The sequence below is a fragment of the Actinacidiphila acididurans genome, from assembly GCF_016918855.1.
Classification (GTDB): Bacteria; Actinomycetota; Actinomycetes; order Streptomycetales; family Streptomycetaceae; genus Actinacidiphila; species Actinacidiphila acididurans.
In genome coordinates this window covers 204,062-223,165 of the sequence record NZ_JADKYB010000003.1, presented here as the reverse complement: position 1 = coordinate 223,165, position 19,104 = coordinate 204,062, and the positions used below count along the sequence as shown (strand labels likewise).

The window sequence follows — 19,104 nt, the reverse complement described above, 5'->3', positions numbered from 1 at the left end:
CCGGAACAGTGATCGGGCGTACCCCGGTCGTGCTGGCTCTCAGCGAAGGTGCAGCGGATGGAAGGCGAGCCGGACCGTACCCGTACCGACCCTGACGTACGGGACGACGTGCGGCGCCATCTGCCGCGTACCGACACCGTGCTCGCAGAACCGCGGCTGGTGGCCGCCGCCGGCCGGCTGGGGCGGGGGCTGGTGAAGGCGGTGGTGGCGCAGGTGCAACAGCGGGCGCGGGCCGGGGAATTTCCTGCCGCGGAGGTGGTCGAGCGGGTGGTGGCCGCGCTGCCCGCCACCGCGTCCACGCTGCGGCCGGTGCTCAACGCGACCGGTGTGCTGCTGCACACCAACCTGGGCCGCGCGCCGCTGTCGCAGGCCGCCCTCGACGCGCTGCTCGCCGCGGGCGGCACCACGGACGTCGAGCTCGACCTGGCCACCGGGCTGCGGTCCCGGCGGGGCCGGCCGGCCTTCGAGGCGCTGCTCGAACGGGTGCCGGCCGCGCAGGCCGCGCACGTGGTCAACAACGGCGCGGCCGCGCTGGTGCTGGCCGCGACCGTGCTGGCCCGGGGGCGGGAGATCGTGGTGGGCCGGGGCGAGCTGGTGGAGATCGGCGACGGCTTCCGGCTGCCCGACCTGCTGGTGTCGACCGGCGCCCGGCTCCGCGAGGTCGGTACGACCAATCGCACGACGCGGGCCGACTACGCCGCGGCCGTGGGGCCGGAGACCGGGTTCGTCCTCAAGGTCCACCCGTCCAACTTCCGCGTCACCGGTTTCACCAGCCAGGCCGGTGTCGCCGAGCTGGCCGGGCTGGGCGTGCCGGTGGTCGCCGACATCGGCTCCGGGCTGCTCACTCCCGAACCGGCGCTCCCGGACGAGCCGGACGCGGCCACCTGGCTGCGGGCCGGCGCCGACCTGGTGACCGCCAGCGGCGACAAACTCCTCGGCGGGCCCCAGTGCGGCCTTCTGCTGGGCCGCGCCGACCTGGTGGAGCGCCTCGCCCGCCACCCTCTCGCCCGCGCCCTGCGCGTCGACAAGTTGACTTTCGCCGCCCTGGAGGCCACCGTACGGGGCCCCGCCCCGCCGGTCCGGCTCGCCCTGCACGCCGACCCGCGCCGCCTGCGCGAACGAGCCGCACGCCTCGCCGCTGACCTGCGCGCCGACGGCCTGGACGTCCACGCCGTCGACTCCGAAGCCGTCATCGGCGGTGGCGGCGCCCCCGGCGTCACCCTCCCGAGCGCGGCCCTGTCGCTGCCCGCTTCCTGCGCGGTCCTCCTGCGCCGGGCCACTCCCGCAGTGCTGGGCCGGGTGGAGTCCGGCCGCTGCCTACTGAACCTGCGCACGGTCCCGGAGGAGTCGGACCCGACTCTTGCGGCCGCCATCCGGCAGGTGGGCGCGACGGCCGCACCCGAACCCGCACCGCCACGCACCGAAACCACCCTCGCCCCCTCCCCCACCGGCAGGTGACCCATGCGCCTCCTCGCCACCGCCGGACACGCCGACCACGGCACATCCGCCCTCGCACGAACACCGACCGGAACCGACCCGGCACCCGCGGCCGCCATCCGGCAGACATGCACGACACCCACCCCCGCACCCGAACCCCGCCAACAACCCGAACCCCCACCGCCACACCCGAGAACCGCCCCCGCCCCCACCCCCACCGGCAGGTGACCCATGCACGTCTTCGCCACCGCCGGGCATGTCGACCACGGCAAGTCGGCGCTGGTACGAGCGCTGACCGGGATGGAGCCGGACCGGTGGGCGGAGGAACGGCGGCGCGGGATGACGCTCGACCTCGGGTTCGCGTGGACCGAGGTGCCCGGTGCCGGGCAGGTGGCGTTCGTCGATGTGCCCGGGCACGAGCGGCTGGTGGGCAACATGCTGGCCGGGGTCGGGCCGGTGCCGGCCGTGGTGTTCGTGGTCGCCGCCGATCAGGGGTGGCAGGCGCAGTCGCAGGAGCACCTGGGGGTGCTGGACGCGCTCGGCGTCGGGCACGGGCTGCTCGCCGTGACGCGCGCCGACCTGGCGGACCCGGAGCCCGCGCGGAAGGAGGCGCTGGACCGGATCGCGGAGACCTCGCTGGGCGCCGTGCCGTCGGTGGCCGTGAGCGCAGTGACCGGCGCCGGCCTGGCCGAGCTGCGGACCGAACTGGCCCGGACCGCCGGTGCGCTGCCCGCGCCCGATCCCGGCGCGGACGTACGGCTGTGGGTGGACCGCGTGTTCACCGTGCGCGGCCGGGGCACGGTCGTCACCGGCACCCTCGGCGCGGGCACCCTCCGGGTGGGCGACCACCTCGAATCCGCCCGCGGCGGGCGGACGTTGCGGGTGCGCGGCCTGGAGGCACTCAAGGAGCCCCGCTCACAGGTGGGCGCGGTGGCCAGGGTGGCCGTCAACGTGCACGGCCCCGGAGCCGACGCCCTGCGCCGCGGGGACGCGCTGCTCGCCCCGGGGCGCTGGCTCACCGCCGACACCGTGGACGTACGGCTGACCGGCGACCCGGCCCGTGACCTGCCGCGGCACCTCACTCTGCACGCCGGTTCCGCGGCGGTTCCGGTGACGGTCCGTCCGCTGGGCGACGACACCGCCCGGCTGCGGCTCGCCGCCACCCTGCCGCTGCGGATCGGCGACCGGGCGCTGCTGCGCGATCCGGGCCGGCACCGGGTACCGGCCGGAGTGACCGTGCTCGACGTCCGGCCGCCGGTCCTCGCCCGGCGCGGCGCGGCCGCCACCCGGGCCCACGACCTGCGGGCCCTGACCGGCCGGCCGGACGGGGCCGGCGAGCTGCGCCGGCGCGGCCTGGTGCGCCGCAGCGAACTCGCCGCCATGGGCGCGGCCGCGCCCTCCGAGCCGGTGGCCGGCGACTGGCTGGCCGACCCCGCACACTGGACGGCCCTCGGCGAGCGGCTGCGGGAAGCGGTCAAGGAGCACGCCGCCGGCCACCCGCTGGAGCCGGGCCTGCCCTTGGAGACGGCCCGTCAGGTGCTGGGCCTGCCCGAACGCTGCCTGGTCGAAGCGCTGCTGACGGCCGGTTCCGGGCTGCGGCAGCGCGAGGGCCGGATCTACGGCAGCCGGTCCCGTCCCGCGCTGCCGCCCGCGGTCGAGGCCGCCGTCGCGGCCGTACGCGCCGACCTGGCCGAGGCGCCGTTCCGTGCGCCCGAGGCCGGCCGGCTGGCGGAGCTGGGGCTGACACCCCGGCTGCTGGCCGCGGCGGCAGCGGCCGGGGCACTCCTGCGGATCGCGGACAGCATTGTGCTGCTCCCGGGCGCGGACGCCCGGGCCGCCGCGCTGCTGTCCCGGCTGGCGCAGCCGTTCACCGCGAGTCAGGCCCGCCGCGCCCTGGACACCACGCGCCGGGTGGCGCTGCCGCTGCTGGAGCACCTGGACCGGCAGGGCCGGACGGTACGGCTGGACGGGGCCCTGCGCCGCTGCGCCCCCGCCGCGGAACCGGAGGAGGCGCGTACCGATGCGGGCTGAGCCGGCGCCGGGCCCCGGCACAGCGCGTCGCAGCGCGAGCGACGAGCGGAGACGGACGGGAATCGAACCCGCCTGCCCGAGTTGCTCGGGCACCTCGGTTTTGAAGACCGGGAGGGCCACCAGGCACCCTTACGCCTCCCCGCCGGGCGCCTTCGCGCGACACGGCGCGGGGAAGCCCGGACGAGCGTCCATCGAACCCGCGCGTCCGGTATGTGTCAACGTGCCGCACCGCGCACCTGTATGCGCGATTTGCGCGCCCGTGGCGCGGGCGGACTCCGCGCGAGGAGAACCCAGCACCGACATGAGAGGGGAATAGTGATGGCGACCGCGACCCGGCAGCAGCAGGAGCAGGCGGAGAGCGTCCGGCTGACCCAGTACGCCCACGGCGGCGGCTGCGCCTGCAAGATCCCGCCGGGCGAACTGGAGGAGATGGTCGCCGGGCTCACCGGCCGCACGCCGGACCCGGACCGGTCCGGCGACCTGCTCGTCGGGCTGGACAGCGGCGACGACGCGGCGGTGGTACGGCTGCCGGGCGGGCCGGGCGAACCGGCCGTCGTGGCCACCGCCGACTTCTTCACCCCGGTGGTGGACGACCCCTACGACTGGGGCCGGATCGCCGCCGCCAACGCCCTGTCGGACGTCTACGCCATGGGCGGCACACCGCTGGTGGCCGTCAACCTGCTGTCCTGGCCGCGCGAGGTGCTGCCCTTCGCGCTGGCCCGGGAGGTGCTGCGCGGCGGGCTGGACGTCGCGGCCGAGGCCGGCTGCCATGTGGCGGGCGGGCACAGCGTGGACGATCCCGAGCCGAAGTACGGCATGGCGGTGACCGGTGTGGCCGACCCGGCGCGATTGCTGCGCAACGACACCGGCCGGCCCGGAATGCCGCTGTCGCTGACCAAGCCGCTGGGCCTGGGCGTTCTCAACAACCGGCACAAGGCGACGGGTGAGGTCTTCCAGCAGGCGATCGCCACCATGGTGACGCTCAACCGCGAGGCGTCGCGCGCCGCACTGGCCGCCGGAGTCGTCTGCGCGACCGACGTCACCGGATTCGGCCTGCTGGGCCACCTGTTCAAACTGGCCCGCGCCTCGGGGGTGACCGCTGTGGTGGACGCCTGCGCGGTCCCGCTGCTCGACGGGGCGCGAGAGGCCGTACGCGACGGCTACGTCAGCGGCGGCACCCGCCGCAACCTGGCGTGGGTGGACCCCCGCACCGACTTCGGCACCGCCGACGAGGCGACCCGTCTGCTCCTGGCCGACGCCCAGACCTCCGGCGGCCTGCTGGTGGCCGGCGAGATCCCCGGGGCCCCGGTCATCGGCGAACTGCGCCCCGCGGGCGAACACCGGCTCGTCGTGCGCTGACCCCGGTGGAGGGCGCCAGGCCGCCGGGCGGCACGACGACTCGAGGAACGGGGTCCGGTCGTCGGGGCGGGGCCGAGGGAGTACGCCGGGATCCGCCACGGCCGGCGCGGCGTCGCCGCTGTGGCGCCCCGTCAGGTCTCACACGGGTGTGTTCGGCGATCGCCCTGCGGCGCGCACAGGGCGCCGACCCCGGCGTGTCGGGATCGGTCCCGTTGTCCCGGCGAACCCGGCAGCCGGCTCGGGCAGGCAGCCGACCGCGGTGAAGAACGAGGTCGGCACACGTCGGGCGCCCATGTGCGTCGGCCTCACGCCCGCTCCTCTGCCTTCTTCGCCTCCAGGCGTTCGCGTTGCGGCACCACCACATAGGCCGGGTCCTCGGTGGAGGCGACGCCCGCCGCGAAGACGCCGAAGCGCTGGAGGACGCTGCCGGTGAGGAGGGCCAGGCCGGCCGCCGCCGCGGCGGGGCGGCTGCGGCGGGCGACGGTGAGCGCCGCTGCCGCGCCGCCCAGGGTGAGCAGTTCGGCCGCCCGGCGCAGGCGACCGGCACGGCCGGTGGTGTAGGCCGTGGTGACCAGGCCGGGGCGGCGCTCGATCAGACGGGACGCCAGGAGTTCGGCGACCGCGCCGGCCGCGCCCAGTCGGCGGGCGGGGCCCGCCTCGGCGACCGGCGCCACCAGCATGCCCAGGCCGCCGCCGCTGGCCGCCGCCGAACCGGTGAAGACGAAGGGCAGTTCGCGGCGGACCTCGTGCCAGGCGGGGGCTGCGGTCTGGGTCAGCAGCACCGCCGTGTAGGAGGCGACCCCGGGGGCGAAGAGGGCGGCGGACAGCCCGGCCGGGCGTGCGGCGGCCCGCGCCAGGCGGCCGGGCAGGGTCGCGTGCAGGGCGGGCGGCAGCAGTTCGGCCCCGGCGGCCAGGCCGCTGCCGGGACCGTAGGCGGCCAGGATCCAAGTGCCGACGGACATCGGCGAGGACGGCTTGGCGACCCGCAGCATGTGGTGGAACCGCTCCGGCCGGCCCAGGTCGGCGATCAGCAGGTAGGAACTGACCGCCAAGGCGCCGAAGCCGCCCAGCCGGCAGCCCCGGCACAGTGCCCGCCGCCCGGTCAGGTCGGCGCCGGCCGCGAGCAGGGCGGCACCCGCCGACAGGCCGCCGGTGAAGAAGTACGCCGGGATCCGCCACTCCCACACCGGCGGCTTGAGCACGGGCCGCCCGTAGTACGAACGGAACTGCGCGGGCGGCACCATCGACTGCTCCCGGCTGCCGTCGCCGCCCCGGCCCGCCCCGGAACCGGCCGCGCGGATGCCGGTCGCCCCACCCCCGCGGGCCGTTGCGCCCCCGCCGGCTTCACGGTTGCCGCCGCCGTCCCCCGTACCGCCGACCTCACCGTTCTCCCCGGCGCTTCCCGTAGCGCCGACCGTTCCGCCCCTGCCGACCTCGCCGTTCCCGCCGACATCCCCCGTACCACCGACCGTCCCACCCTCGCCGTTCCCGCCGACATCCCCCGTACCCCCGGCCGCCGCCATCGCGTCGCCCTTCCCCGCGCCGCGCCCGCGCCCCCTGCGCTTCCCACTCCTCATGACCGGTCCCCGCCGAGGAAGACCGCGGCCGCCGCGGCCAGCATCGCGGAGGCGGCCAGCCCCGCGGATTTCCACATCGCCGGCAGGTCGCGGGTGGGCACCACGGGGTCGGGCGGCAGGCCGTACACCTCCGGCTCGTCCAGCAGCAGGAAGAAGGCGCCGTCGCCGCCCACGCCGTCGTCCGGGTCGTGACCGTAGAGCCGGGCCTCGGTCACTCCGGCCTCGTGGAGCTGCGCCAGGCGCCCGGCGGCCCGTTCGCGCAGTTCGTCCAGCGGGCCGAACTGGATGGACTGGGTGGGGCAGGCCTTGGCGCAGGCCGGTTCGAGATCGCCGCGCAGCCGGTCGTAGCACAGCGTGCACTTCCAGGCCCGGCCGTCGTCGTGCCGCCGGTCGATCACGCCGTAGGGGCAGCCGGACACGCAGTAGCCGCAGCCGTTGCAGATGTCCTGCTGGACCACCACCGTGCCGAACTCGGTGCGGAACAGCGCGCCGGTGGGGCACACGTCGAGGCAGCCGGCGTGGGTGCAGTGCTTGCACACGTCGGAGGACATCAGCCAGCGGAAGTCGGTGCGCTCCCGTGCGTCGGCGTCTGTGCCGGGCAGGTCGAAGGAGGGGAATCCCAGGTGCACGGGGGCGGTGCCCAGGTCGCCGCCGTCGCGTGGCGTGCCGGGCAGGGCCCGGGCCACGACCGAGGCGGCGGCCTCGGTCGTGGAGGGGCCGGTGGGCAGCTCCGCCAGGCCGGCGTCCTGCCGGCCGAGCGGGCGTTCCTGCTCGACGAAGGCGACGTGCCGCCAGGAGTTCGCGCCGAGCATGCCGGTGTTGTCGAAGGACATGCCGAGCAGGTCGAGGCCGTCCTCGGGGACGTCGTTCCATTCCTTGCAGGCCACTTCGCAGGCCTTGCAGCCGATGCAGACCGAGGTGTCGGTGAAGAAGCCGACCCGGGGCGGGTGGTCCCGGTGGCCGGCGTCGGCGGCGGGGTCCGCGAGCGGCCCGAAGAAGCTCTGTCCGTGCCTCATGAGGGGTCCTCCGGCCATTCGCAGGGTTCGGTGTGCTCGGGCCGGTCGGTGTCGCCGGCCGTCACGACACGGGTGCCGGTACGGGGGGTGATCCCGGCCCGGTGGCGGTAGTCCGCCACGTAGGCGAGCAGGTCCGGGCCGCGCGGGCGGCGTCCGGGCCGTACGTCGCAGGTCAGCACCTTGCTCTCCTGGATGAACACGTTGGGGTCGACGACCACGCCGAGCAGGTCGTTGACGACGTCCCCGGTGGTCAGGCCGACGGATCCCCAGTGGTAGGGCATCCAGACCTGGTGCACGACGCGGCCGTCCAGGAGCAGCGGCGCCATCCGGTCGGTGACCACGACCCGGGCGTCCACGGCCGTCCGGCTGGTGATCACATGGGCCCAGTCCAGGTGCCGCAGCCCGCGTTCGGCCGCGAGTTCCGGGGCCACCTCCACGAACAGCTCGGGCTGGAGTTCCGACAGGTACGGCAGCTGCCGGCTCATGCCGCCCGCGGTGTGGTGCTCGGTGAGGCGGGCCGCGGTGAACACGTAGGGGAAGACGTCGCTGTGCGCCTCGGGCGGGGCGGGGTTGGACGGGTTGTCGGGCCGCCCGTACACCTTGCGCACCGGGCTGGCCTGCTGTCCGTAGAGCACGTTGCGCATCGGGGACTCGTGCGGCTCGTAGTGGGTGGGCAGCGGGCCGTCGGCGAGGCCGGCCGGGGCGAACAGCCACGCCTTGCCGTCGGACATCATGATGAACGGGTCGTCGCCGCGCAGCGCCTCGGGCCCGGAGGCCCCTTCGGGCGGCCGGTAGTCCGGCGGCTTGGTCCGCTCGAAGTCCGGGATGTCGTCGCCGGTCCATTCCCCGCGCTCCTCGTCCCACCACACCAGGGCCTTGCGGGCGCTCCAGGGGCGGCCCTGCGGATCGGCGGAGGCGCGGTTGTAGAGCACGCGCCGGTTCATCGGCCAGGTCCAGCCCCATTCGGCGTCGTAGGGTCCGCACTCGGAGCGGGGGGTGCGGCGGCGGGCCTGGTTGACCTCGTCGGCGTAGACCCCGCTGTAGATCCAGCAGCCGCAGGACGTGCTGCCGTCGGCCCTGAGGTCGGTGTAGCCGCTGACGGTGCGTCCGGTGTTCAGGTCGATCCCGTTGATGTGGCGCAGCACGTCGGCGGAGGAGGGCTCGTCGCCGTCGGCGGCGTAGTCCCAGGCGAGGTCCTGGACGGGGCGGTCGCGCGGGTCGGTGGAGGCGGCCAGCCGGGCCTTGAGCCGCAGCGCGAGCTGGTGGAAGAACCACAGTTCGGAGCGCTGGTCGCCGGCCGGTGCGACGGCCTGGTCGCGCCATTGCAGCATCCGCTGGGTCTGGGTGAAGGTGCCGGACTTCTCCACGTGCGAGGCGGCGGGGAAGAAGAACACCTCGGTACGGCACCGCTCGGGGACGATCTCGCCGGTCTCGATCTCCGGCGCGTCCTGCCAGAAGGTGGCGCTCTCGATCATGGTGAGGTCGCGGACGACCAGCCAGTCGAGGTTGGCCATGCCCAGGCGCTGCAGGCGGCCGTGGGCGGAGCCGACCGCGGGGTTCTGGCCGAGCAGGAAGTAGCCGAAGACCTTTCCGTCGACCATGTCCATCGCGGTGCGGTAGGTGCCGTGGTCGCCGTTGATCCGCGGCAGGTGGTCGAAGCAGTAGTCGTTCTCCGCGGTCGCCGCCTCGCCGAAGTACTCCTTGAGCAGCGAGACGGTGTAGGCGTCGGCGTTGCCCCAGAATCCCTTCTGGTTCCGGCCGCTGATGCTCTCCAGGTACGCGGCCAGCGACTCGTGACTGGTGTCCGGCATCGGCAGGTAGCCGGGCAGCAGGTTGAAGAGGGTGGGGATGTCGGTGGAGCCCTGGATGCTGGCGTGGCCGCGCAGGGCGTAGATCCCGCCGCCGGGGCGGCCGATGTTGCCCAGCAGCAGCTGGACGATGGAGCCGGCGCGGATGTACTGGGCGCCCACCGAGTGCTGGGTCCAGCCGACGCTGTAGACCAGGGCGGTGGTGTGCTCCCGGCCGGAGTTCGCGGTCCAGGCGCGGCACACGTCCAGGAACAGGTCCCGCGGCACCCCGCAGATCCGCTCGACCGCCTCCGGGGTGTAGCGGCAGAAGTGCCGTTTGAGCACCTGGAGGACGCTCCTGGGGTGCTCCATGGCGAGGTCGGCGGCGATCTCGCCGGCGTGGCCCTCGACGGTGGGGCCGCCGGCGCCGTGCCGGGAGGACGCGGCCTGCTCCTTGTCCCGGCGGCCGGGCCGCTCCGGCGCCGCGACGCTCTCGTACGCCCAGCTGGAGGAGTCGTACGAGGCGGTGAGCGGGTCGTAGCCGCTGAACAGGCCGTCCAGGTCCTCGGTGTCGCGGTAGCGCTCGCTCAGCAGGAAGGTCGCGTTGGTGTACGACTGCACGTACTCCCGGAAGTGCAGGTCGTGGGTGAGGACGTAATTGATCACGCCGCCGAGGAAGGCGATGTCGGTGCCGGCCCGCAGCGTGACGTGCTGGTCGGCGAGCGCGCTGGTGCGGGTGAAGCGCGGGTCGATGTGGATGACCTTGGCGCCGCGTGCCTTGGCCTCCATCACCCACTGGAACCCCACCGGATGGGCCTCGGCCATGTTCGAGCCCATGATGACGATGCAGTCGGCGTTGACCAGGTCCTGCTGGTAGTCGGTGGCGCCGCCGCGGCCGAACGAGGCTCCCAGACCGGGAACCGTGGCGGAGTGTCAAATGCGGGCCTGGTTCTCCACCTGCAAGGCGCCCAGCGCGGTGAAGAGCTTCTTGATCAGGTAGTTCTCCTCGTTGTCCAGCGTGGCGCCGCCGAGACTGGCGATGCCCATGGTGCGGCGCAGCGGGTTGCCGGCCTCGTCGGCGTCCTGCCAGCCCTTGCGCCGCGCGTCCAGCACCCGGTCGACGACCATGTCCACGGCGGTGTCCAGGTCCAGGTCCTGCCACTGCGTGCCGTAGGGCGCGCGGTACCGCACGGTGCGCACCCGCTGCTTGCCGGTGACGAGTTGCTTGCTGGCCGAGCCCTTCGGGCACAGGCGGCCGCGGGAGATCGGGCTGTCCGGGTTGCCCTCGATCTGCACGACCTGCTCGTCCTTGACGTAGACGCGCTGGGCGCAGCCGACCGCGCAGTACGGGCACACCGAGTCGACGACCCGGTCGGCGCCGCGGGTGCGGGGTTCGAGGCCGGCCGAGCGCGCGGACTGCGCCGCGCTGCCGCGCCCGAGCGGGTCGGTCCCGGTGAGCTGCCGGTACACCGGCCACTGGCCGATCCACTGCTTCACGCCCATCCGCCTGCTCCTTCGTGCGGTGGCACCTGCCCGATCCCGACCGTACCGGGCGGGTCCGCACCCGCAACCGGGGCGGCCGGGCCGGTGCGCCGGACCGCGCCCGGGGTCGCGCGACCTGCGGCGCCGGGGGCCGTTGCTCCATCCGGTCGGTCCGGCTGGGCCATTCGGGGTGCGCGGGCGGGGCGCCGCCGTGCTCGTGCGCCGCAGGTCGTTTCCTGGGTGCGGAGGTGTCGCGTTCCCATGAAGTCGTCCCTGAACAAGCCGTCCATGAACAGATCGCGTTTCGCAGGACCGCGCCTGCGGCGGGGCGCGATCGCCGCCGCCACCGCGGCGGTGCTCGCACTGCTCACCACCATGACGGGGGCCGCCGACGCGCGGACGGCCGAGCCGCCCATGCCGTCCGGTCCCCGGGTCCCCGACGGACAGGCCTACATGGGGGTGGGCACGAGAATCCACGAGGGCTGGGAGAAGGCCGGGGAATCCGGCACGCCCACCCCGCGCAGTCAGACCGACGGTGTCCAGGGCATCGACGTGTCGCACTGGCAGGGCACCATCAACTGGACGTCGGTGCACAGCGCCGGTATGCAGTTCGCCTGGATCAAGGCGACCGAGGGCACGAGTTCCCGGGACTCGTCCTTCGCCGCGAACTACCTGAACGCCTATCACGCCGGGGTGATCCGGGGTGCCTACCACTTCGCCCGCCCGGACCTGTCCGGCGGCTCGACCCAGGCCGCCTGGTTCGCCGCGAACGGCGGCGCCTGGTCGGCGGACGGCCTGACGCTGCCCGGCGTCCTGGACATCGAGTACAACCCGTACGGGGCGTCCTGCTACGGCCTGTCGACCAGCGCCATGCGCACCTGGGTGTCGGACTTCTACACCGCCTACAAGGCGCGGACCGGCCGGGACGTCGTCGTCTACACCAACGCCGGCTGGTGGAACACCTGCACCGGCAGCTGGACCGGGATGTCGGGCAAGAGCCCGCTGTGGGTGGCTCACTGGACCACGGCGGCGAGCCCGACGCTGCCGAGCGGGTTCCCGTACTGGACGGTCTGGCAGTACGACGACGGCGGCACGGTCAGCGGCATCACCGGCGCCGTCGACCGCGACAAGTTCAACGGCACCAGCAGCCGCCTGCTCGCCCTGGCGAACAACACGCCCTGAGCCGCTCCCGGTGAGCCGGCCAGGTGGCCGTTCCCGTACCCGGAGGGTGTAGGGGAACGGCCACCTGGACCTTGGCCGGCTACGCCAGGGTGACGGCCGCCGAGCCGGTCAGGCCGCCGGAGGCCACGGTGACGGTGACCGTGCCGGCGCGCACGGCGGTGAGCGTACCGGTCGCCGGGTCGAGCACGGCCAGGGTCGTCCGGCGCCGGGCGGCGGACTTCGCCTCGGAGGGCGAGTCGGTGACGACCACGCCGGAGTCGCCGCTCCAGGTCACGCTGGCCGGGAAGCGCAGCGGGAACCGCAGGCCGAACTCGCTGGTGACGCCGGTCGCGGTGAGCGCCGCGGAGGCGCCCACCGCGACCTGGCCCGGGGCCGACACCTCGATGCCGTCGATCACCGGCCGGCTCTCGGCCAGCAGCCAGTCGCGGGTGCCGGGGCTGGGCTGCCCGGCCTTCACCTTCGCCGGCCGCGGGTCGACGCCGACGTTCATCCACCCGAAGAAGCCGCCCTGGTCGGGCGAGCTGTACGGGGTCTTGCCGACGGCCGGTGTGTTGACCTCAAGCACGCCGTCGGCGCGGGTGACCGCGGCGGTGTGCGCGTGGCCGGTGAACAGTGCGACCGGCTTGCCGGACCGCTCCCGGAAGTCGGCCAGCCAGCGCTTGAGCAGGTCGGCCTCGAGCTGGTCGGACAGCTGCGAGGCGCCGGCCCCGGACGGGTCGTGCAGCGGGTGGTGGAAGGAGATCACGACGCCGGTGACCGAGCGGTCGCCGGCGGCCTTGTCCAGTTCGGACCGCAGCAGCGGCACCTGGTCCCAGTCCGAGGTGCGCATGTCGCCGGTGTGGGAGTCCAGCAGGATGAACCGGGTGCCCTTGTGGTCGAAGATCTGCCGGTTGGGCCGGCCGGTCGCGCTGAGGAAGGTGTCCAGGCCACCGGTGGCCGACAGGCCGGCCTCGTGGTTGCCGGGGGTCCAGTAGACCGGCAGGTCCGCCGGGACGTGGTCGCGCAGCAGCCCGTTGGCCAGGTCGAAGTCGGCCTGGGTGTTGTTGTCCACGAAGTCGCCGTTGATCAGGATGAAGTCCGGCTTGCTCGCGACGACCTGGTCCAGTGCGATCTCCGCCTGCCGTCCCGAGAAGGAGTCCAGCCCGGCCGCGGCGCTCACGTGCAGGTCGGAGAGCACGGCGAAGGTCCAGCGGCCGTCCGGGACGCCGCCCTGCTCGGTGACGTACGGGTCGGGCTGCGGCGGTTCGGTGGTGTCCGGCTGCTGGCCGACCTGGGCGGTGAGCGCGTCGAACTCCAGGGCGCCCGCGTTCTTGTTGGTCTGCGAGGTCTCGGCGATGTAGACCCGCTGCAGGGTGATGGGCTCGGAGAAGCCGGCCGGGATGTCGCCGACGACCCGGCGCCAGCCGGTCCAGTCGATGGTCGCGGCGAAGGTGAACGGCACGTTGGTGGTGCCCTGGGAGTACATCATGGCGCGCAGCCAGTGGTTCCGGCCGTCGCCGTTGACCCACAGGGCGAGCTTCCTGGCGCCGCTGGGCAGGGTGATCGGGCCGGGGCCGGCGACCGCGTAGGCGGCCGAGGTGCTGGTCTGGCCGGTGAAGTCGTAGGTGAGCTTCAGCGCGTTGTTGCCGGCGGCGGCGCCGGGCCGCTCCGGGGCCGCGACGAAGGCGACCGAGGCGGTGCCGCGGGCGGAGGTGGCGGTCCAGTGCTCGGTGGGCTCGAAGTCGGCGAGCGGGACGTCGACCAGGCCGACCGTGACGGGGAGCTTGGCGGTCACGCCTGCCACGGTCGCGGTGACGGTGGTGGCCTTGCCGCCGGCGTCGGCGCCGCCGGTGACGACCAGCCCGCCGCCCGCCGCGGGGGTCACGGTGACGACGGTGCGGTCGTAGTCGAGGGTCACGTCGCGCGGGGCGACGGGGGCGTCGAAGCCGTCGGCGTCGTATCCGGTCAGGCCGACGTTCGCCGTCGTGCCCGGGTCGATGGTGACGGCGCGTTCGGTGAAGGCCAGTTTGTGCAGGCCGCCGAGGACGCGTACCTCGTGCTCGCCGTCGGCCCGGCCGGACCGGGCCCGCAGGGTGCCGGCGCCGGGCCGCTTGGCGCGGAAGACCCCGTCACTCGCCTTGCCGAGCGAGCGCGGGTCGGCGGCCCAGTCCACCGGGTTCCCGCCGTCGAGCGGCACCGGCGCCCACGTCTCGTCGTAGCCGGCGACCGCGAGGTCCAGGGTCAGGCCGGGGATCACCCGGTCGGCGCCGGGCCGCACGTCGAGGCCGTGCAGGGTGCCCGAGCCCTTGGCGGCGAACAGGCCGACGCCGTTGGGCACGGGCCGTTCGCTGCCGTCCGAGGGGGTGTTGACGACGCCGACCACGGCGTCGCCGGGGCGGCGGGCGACGAGTTCGGTGGAGCCGCCGCCGTCGAGCATGAACGCCTCGTCGGCGCCGAGGCGGACCATGAGCTTGGCCATGTCGTCGAAGCTCAGGCCGGCCGAGAAGTTGGCGGAGCCGTCGACCGCGACCAGCAGCAGCCGGTGGCCGCCGGCCGGCCAGCCGATGGCGGTGCGCGGCTTGGGCGCGTCGTTTCCGGTGCTGGGCGGGAAGTCGACCGCGGTGCCGCCCTGGACCAGCACCGCGCCGCTGCCCAGCGCCATCTGCAGGTCGGTGGGCGCGTCGCTGCGCGGGGCGAACGCCACGGCGACGGCGTCGCCCGGCTTGGTGCCGGCGAGCTGTGCGGCGGCGGCGCCGCGGCCGAGGACGATCAGGCCGCCGTCGGGGACGGGCGTGTTGGTGATGGCGCTGTTGACGGCGGTCACGGTGCCGCCGGAGACGACGAGTTCGGTGTACGGTCCGGCGTCCTGGATGAGGGTGCGGTTGCCGGCGCCCCACTGCGGGGTGAAGGCGACCAGGCTGTCGGCGGGCACCGAGGGGGAGTTGAGCGCGGCCAGCGGCCGCTGGGTGCCGGCGACCGTCACCGTGCCGGTGAGCACCAGGTCGGCCAGGCGGGCCACCCGGTCGGCACCGACGGCCGCGACCGTGGCGTGCTGGGAGGTGCCCTTGCGCAGCTTCCCGCCCTGGATCTCCGGGCCCTCGGCGGCGAAGGTCTCGGTGATGTCGAAGTAGTCGCCGTTGACGGCGGCGACCGCGTGCGCCGCGTCGGCGGCCTGGGACAGCGGCCGCGGGTCGCTCACCTTGTCGGCGATCAGGTCCACGCCGACCGACGCCCGGCCGAGGTCGGCGTTCAGCACGTGCACCCGCAGCCAGCCGGTGCGGCCGAAGGTGTCGAACGAGGTGAGGACGATCCCGGGGGCCACCGGCCGGTCCACCCGGTCGGCCTCGACCGACTCCCCCGGAACGGTCGTCGCGTACGCCGGCACACCGGTGCCGTCCGGCTCCGCCGGGCCGGTGCCGGGCGCGCTGCCCGCGGGTCTCGCCGCGCCCGGCGCGGTGGCGGCCTCGGCGGTTCCCACGCCGGCGGTCGCCGCGAGCCCGGCGGCGACGGCGCCGACGATGAGTCCGCGGCGCGTGACGCCCGCGGTGTCGTTGTGGTGAAGGTCCATGGTGGCTGAAACTATTCGCTCCGCCCGACGCCGAGATGAACGGCAGATGGGCACGAGGTCGTGTCTTCACTCTCCGGCACGAGCGGGCGGGCCCGCAAGGGTCCGGGCGGTGGCTGCTGCGGCCGACCGGGGGGCCGGCCCGTGGCGTCGGCCTCGGCGAGGTCGGAGGTCGGCGAGGGCCGCGCCGCCGGCCACGAGCGGCGTCCCGGCCCGGCGGGCAGGCAGGCGCTCCGGTCCGGCAGCCCGTCAGCCGATCCGCAGGACGAGCTTGCCGTGCGCCTGCCCCGACCGGCTCGGCTCGGCGGCCCTGCGCCAGTCCTCCAGCGGGAGGACACCCGCCACGGGCACCGGGAAGCGGCCCTCGGCGGCGAGTTGCGCCTACGCGCCGAGCACGTCGGTGCGCAGAACGGCTTCGGTGCCGAAGCCGATGCGCACGCCCAGTTTCCGGCTCTCGGCGAAGTCGCTGAGCGTCAGCACGTTTTCGGGCGTCTTGACGGCGCGCATCAGTTCCGATGACCCGCGCCCCTCGCTGGAGCGCGATCTGCGCCGCGGCCTATCCGACGGTGGCGCCGGCGCCGTTCACCAGCACGGCCGCGCCCTCGCGGGCCCCGAGTTCGTCCGCGTGCCCGGACAAGCACGGGGTGAAACCACTGGGTAAGAGCGCATACCGCGACGGGATCGCGCGGGCGTGAGCCCCCGCGCGCACAATGAGCCGAGCGGGAAAATGCCCCCGGGTGGCGGTCAGAAATACACCGGACCCGACTGGATTTCCGGCAACACACCTTCATCTGCGGTCAATTGTTGTCGGCCCTTAGCAATATGATGACTGATCACCTCATCCTCTTTTACGGTCATCCGGCGGGCTCGCCTGTGACGCCCGCGTGACCCGAGACGAAGGTGGGGGAAATACGTGACCCGAACCCTGCTGTCCGGCACAAGACCGCGGCCGCCCCTGAGAAGGGCGGCCGTCGCCGTGGGCGCCGCGTTGCTGGCGATCGCCGCCGGCTCCGTCCAGCCCGTCGTCGCCGACGCCACCGCGCCCGCGGACACCCCGCGCCCGGCAGCCGCCCACGGGGCGGCAGCCGCGGACGCACCGGGCACATCGGTGCTCACCAAGAGCGCCGGCGACATCACGCACCCCGGCCAGTCCCCGGCCGACCACGGGGACACCGTCAACTGGACGGTCGGCTACCACAACGCCGGCACCGGCGGCCCGGCGCCCGCGGTGATCACCGACCATCTGCAGGGCGCCGGCGCCGCGCAGACGTACGTGCCCGGCTCGTTGTCCGTGCCACCGGGATGGACGCCGTCCTGGTCGACGGACGGGACCACGTTCGGGCCCACCGACCAGGGCGCCGCGACCACCGACGTGCGCGCCAGCAACCCCGGGGCCACCGGCAACGGCACCGAGGTGCGCGCCGACCTGCTGCCGCCGGTGCAGGCCGCGCCACGCTCCACCGGAGGCGACGGCTTCAGCCCGATCCTGTACCGCGCCGCCTCGGGGGACGTGGAGGCATGGAACATCTACCACCACACCGGCCCGGCGGCGCCGTTGGTGGTCTGCAACGACCTGTCCTCCGGGCAGCCGTGCCCCGGCGGGCCCTGGCCGCGCCCGCTCAACACGACGGCCGGGCCGCTGGGCAGCGGCAGCACCGGCGACGTCTTCACCCCGCTGACGCCGCAGTACGTCCTCGACCCCGGCCGGCCCGGCATCGTCTACTACCCGGCGGTGACCGCCGGCTCGGTCGGCGTCGGCTGCCTCGACCTGGCCGCCCGCGCCAACTGCGGGTTCGTGTCCCTGCTCGCCTCCGGCGGCACGCCCTCCGGCGCCAACGGCCTGGCCGGGCTCGTCACCACCGGCGGCGACGTCTACGGCGTGGCGAGCACCGGCCAGGTGCTGTGCATGGACCTGGCGACCCGCGCCCCTTGCGCCGGGCAGCCGTTCGCCGCCATTGTGCCGCCCAACCACGACCTTCCGGGCAACACCTATGCCCTCTACCAGGGCGCCACGGTGGTGGCCGACGGCAAGGTGTTCGCGTCCTCCGCGCCGCAGGCCGCCTCCACGGTGAGCGGGCCGCCCGCCCTGGGCTGCTTCGACCCGGCCACCGCGGCGGTGTGCGCGGGCTGGACGACGCCCCACCCGGCGGGACCCTCGGCGAGCGCCTACACGTACAACGTCTTCGCCGCCTACGACACCGCCGGGCACGTCACCGGCGTGTGCACGGCCGACACCACCGGCGGCGCCCCCGACACCACCTGCTACGGCCTCGACGGCAGCGCGCAGCCGCCCGCCGCCACGGGCCTGGGGAGCCTGTCGGCCGGCGCCCTGGTGTTCAACCCCGAGGTGGTGACCGCGGACGGCGGCACCCGCAGCTACTTCCCCGTCTGGGGTGGCGCGCTGCCGGGCAACACCGTCTGCTGGGACTGGACGTACGGCCGGCCCTGCGCGGGCTTTCCCACGGCCGCCGGCCATCCGAACGTCAACGGCGGCGCGACCCGCGACTACGGCTACACGTACGACACGACGACCCGCTGCCTGATCGGCCTGGGCGACGCGGGCGTGCTGTTCTCCATGGACCCGGCCACCGGCGCCTCGCCGTGCCTGCACAGCGGCGCCTCGGTGACCTTGCGCCCGGGCGCCTTCTACTGCGACGGCGCGCCGGGACACGTCCAGGGTTACACCCAGGCACGGCTGGAGAACTTCGACCTCTCGCACGCCGACTTGACCGCCTCGACGGTGACGGTGAGCGACCCGGACGGCGGCGTCGTCGCGGCGCCGCCGCTCACCTCGTCGGGCGTGATCGACCTGTCGGGGATCTCCGCGGCCGCCCATCCGGCCCTGACCGTCACCGTGCGGCTCGTCCTGACCGGCACCGGCGACTTCGGCGGGACCGGGCATCCCGCGCTGACCGCGTCCTTCCAGGGCGACGACCCGCAGGTGTGCCTGCGAACCGTGGTCGGCACGGACTGCACGATCGCCCAGGTCGCCGACCAGGCCACCGGCTCGGACAGCACCGGGGCGCTGACCTCGAACACGGTCTCCCTGGAGGTGGCGCCGGGGGCCGCGTGCCAGCCGCACGTCAGCGTGAACAAGGAGATCTGCGCGTCGACCTCGTGGCACGCGTGCGGCCCCGGCGGCCCGGGCCCCTGGGCCAAGACCAGCCCGGTCGGCCTGCTGCAACTGCTCGGCACCGCGTACTGGCGGATCACCGTCACCAACGACGGTCCGGTGGACGCGGTGGACGTCACGGTCAACGACCCGACGACCCCGGAGTGCCGCTCCGAGGCGGGCACCTTCACCCTGGCGGCGGGGACGAGCCGGCAGGTCTACTGCGACTCCTTCGTGCTGGCGCTGCCGCTGAAGAACACCGCCACCGCGACCTTCACGCCCGCGCACTCCCCGCACGGCACCTGCCCGACCGTCACGGCGCCGTCGTCGGCCGTGGCCTGTTCCCTGCTGTGCATCCTCACCAAGAACGACCGGACCGGCCACCCGGCCTGATCCCGGGTCCGGACCGGCCACCCGTCCTGCCCGCCGCAATGGTGACGGGCAGGGCGGACGCAACGGGCTCGCCCCGGGCGCCCTCCGGGGCGGGCTCCTGGCCGCCGCAATTGTGACGTGAATCACTCCCCCCGGCCGAACAAGAGCCGTGGGACGCCGTGTTGTGACTCATATGACGGGTCGC

General features: G+C 74.6%; 10 protein-coding genes, 1 tRNA gene and 1 pseudogene. 5 read left to right on the top strand and 7 right to left on the bottom strand.

Annotation, left to right across the window (positions count from 1 at the left end):
- Positions 1-57: 57 nt before the first annotated feature.
- Complete coding sequence (gene selA / locus ITX44_RS06460) at positions 58-1,458, top strand: L-seryl-tRNA(Sec) selenium transferase (RefSeq protein ID WP_205356058.1); 1,401 nt, start codon at positions 58-60, stop codon at positions 1,456-1,458.
- A gap of 210 nt (positions 1,459-1,668) precedes the next feature.
- The gene (locus tag ITX44_RS06455) at positions 1,669-3,468 is read left to right on the top strand and encodes a selenocysteine-specific translation elongation factor (protein ID WP_205356057.1); all 1,800 of its coding nucleotides are present in this window, start codon (positions 1,669-1,671) and stop codon (positions 3,466-3,468) included.
- 46 nt (positions 3,469-3,514) lie between these two features.
- On the opposite strand, the gene ITX44_RS06450 is transcribed toward ITX44_RS06455, so the two are convergent.
- Positions 3,515-3,607 (bottom strand) — tRNA-Sec (locus ITX44_RS06450).
- Positions 3,608-3,786: 179 nt separating this feature from the next.
- On the opposite strand from ITX44_RS06450, the gene selD reads away from it, so the two are divergent.
- Positions 3,787-4,827: a selenide, water dikinase SelD gene (selD, locus tag ITX44_RS06445; protein WP_205356056.1), complete on the top strand. Its 1,041-nt coding sequence runs from the start codon at positions 3,787-3,789 to the stop codon at positions 4,825-4,827.
- A gap of 305 nt (positions 4,828-5,132) precedes the next feature.
- Here selD and nrfD read toward each other — a convergent pair whose 3' ends face one another.
- From nrfD to fdh, 3 genes are read right to left on the bottom strand one after another with little or no spacing between them, the layout of a single operon-like run.
- On the bottom strand, positions 5,133-6,404 hold the full coding sequence (gene nrfD / locus ITX44_RS06440; protein WP_236060150.1) for an NrfD/PsrC family molybdoenzyme membrane anchor subunit: 1,272 nt from the start codon (positions 6,402-6,404) through the stop codon (positions 5,133-5,135).
- Positions 6,401-7,420, bottom strand: a complete 1,020-nt coding sequence (locus tag ITX44_RS06435; protein ID WP_205356055.1) for a 4Fe-4S dicluster domain-containing protein — start codon at positions 7,418-7,420, stop codon at positions 6,401-6,403. Before ITX44_RS06435 ends, nrfD begins: the two co-directional genes overlap by 4 nt.
- Positions 7,417-10,710, bottom strand: a complete 3,294-nt coding sequence (gene fdh, locus ITX44_RS06430; protein ID WP_236060149.1) for a formate dehydrogenase — start codon at positions 10,708-10,710, stop codon at positions 7,417-7,419. Before fdh ends, ITX44_RS06435 begins: the two co-directional genes overlap by 4 nt.
- A 240-nt stretch (positions 10,711-10,950) precedes the next feature.
- Here fdh and ITX44_RS06420 point away from each other — a divergent pair, with 240 nt between their 5' ends.
- Positions 10,951-11,871, top strand: coding sequence for a GH25 family lysozyme (locus ITX44_RS06420; protein ID WP_236060148.1), 921 nt, complete (start codon positions 10,951-10,953; stop codon positions 11,869-11,871).
- Between the two features lie 79 nt (positions 11,872-11,950).
- Here ITX44_RS06420 and ITX44_RS06415 read toward each other — a convergent pair whose 3' ends face one another.
- From ITX44_RS06415 to ITX44_RS42090, 3 genes and pseudogenes are all read right to left on the bottom strand, one after another.
- Positions 11,951-15,418, bottom strand: coding sequence for a phosphodiester glycosidase family protein (locus ITX44_RS06415; protein WP_205356052.1), 3,468 nt, complete (start codon positions 15,416-15,418; stop codon positions 11,951-11,953).
- Positions 15,419-15,664: 246 nt separating this feature from the next.
- Positions 15,665-15,784, bottom strand: a pseudogene (locus ITX44_RS42960) (NADP-dependent oxidoreductase); the annotation flags it as partial.
- 12 nt (positions 15,785-15,796) lie between these two features.
- Entirely contained in the window at positions 15,797-15,922 is a 126-nt protein-coding gene (locus ITX44_RS42090; protein WP_265934176.1) for a hypothetical protein, read from the bottom strand.
- A gap of 406 nt (positions 15,923-16,328) precedes the next feature.
- Between ITX44_RS42090 and ITX44_RS06410 the strand changes: the two genes are divergently transcribed.
- Entirely contained in the window at positions 16,329-18,920 is a 2,592-nt protein-coding gene (locus ITX44_RS06410; protein WP_205356051.1) for a DUF7617 domain-containing protein, read from the top strand.
- Positions 18,921-19,104: the final 184 nt, after the last annotated feature.

Coding starts and splice junctions, on each gene's coding strand:
- ITX44_RS06420 (WP_236060148.1), top strand. CDS start 10,951: ATGAAGTCGTCCCTGAACAAGCCGTCCATGAACAGATCGCGTTTCGCA.
- ITX44_RS06435 (WP_205356055.1), bottom strand. CDS start 7,420: ATGAGGCACGGACAGAGCTTCTTCGGGCCGCTCGCGGACCCCGCCGCC.
- ITX44_RS42090 (WP_265934176.1), bottom strand. CDS start 15,922: ATGCGCGCCGTCAAGACGCCCGAAAACGTGCTGACGCTCAGCGACTTC.
- nrfD (WP_236060150.1), bottom strand. CDS start 6,404: ATGAGGAGTGGGAAGCGCAGGGGGCGCGGGCGCGGCGCGGGGAAGGGC.
- ITX44_RS06415 (WP_205356052.1), bottom strand. CDS start 15,418: ATGGACCTTCACCACAACGACACCGCGGGCGTCACGCGCCGCGGACTC.
- selD (WP_205356056.1), top strand. CDS start 3,787: ATGGCGACCGCGACCCGGCAGCAGCAGGAGCAGGCGGAGAGCGTCCGG.
- ITX44_RS06455 (WP_205356057.1), top strand. CDS start 1,669: ATGCACGTCTTCGCCACCGCCGGGCATGTCGACCACGGCAAGTCGGCG.
- selA (WP_205356058.1), top strand. CDS start 58: ATGGAAGGCGAGCCGGACCGTACCCGTACCGACCCTGACGTACGGGAC.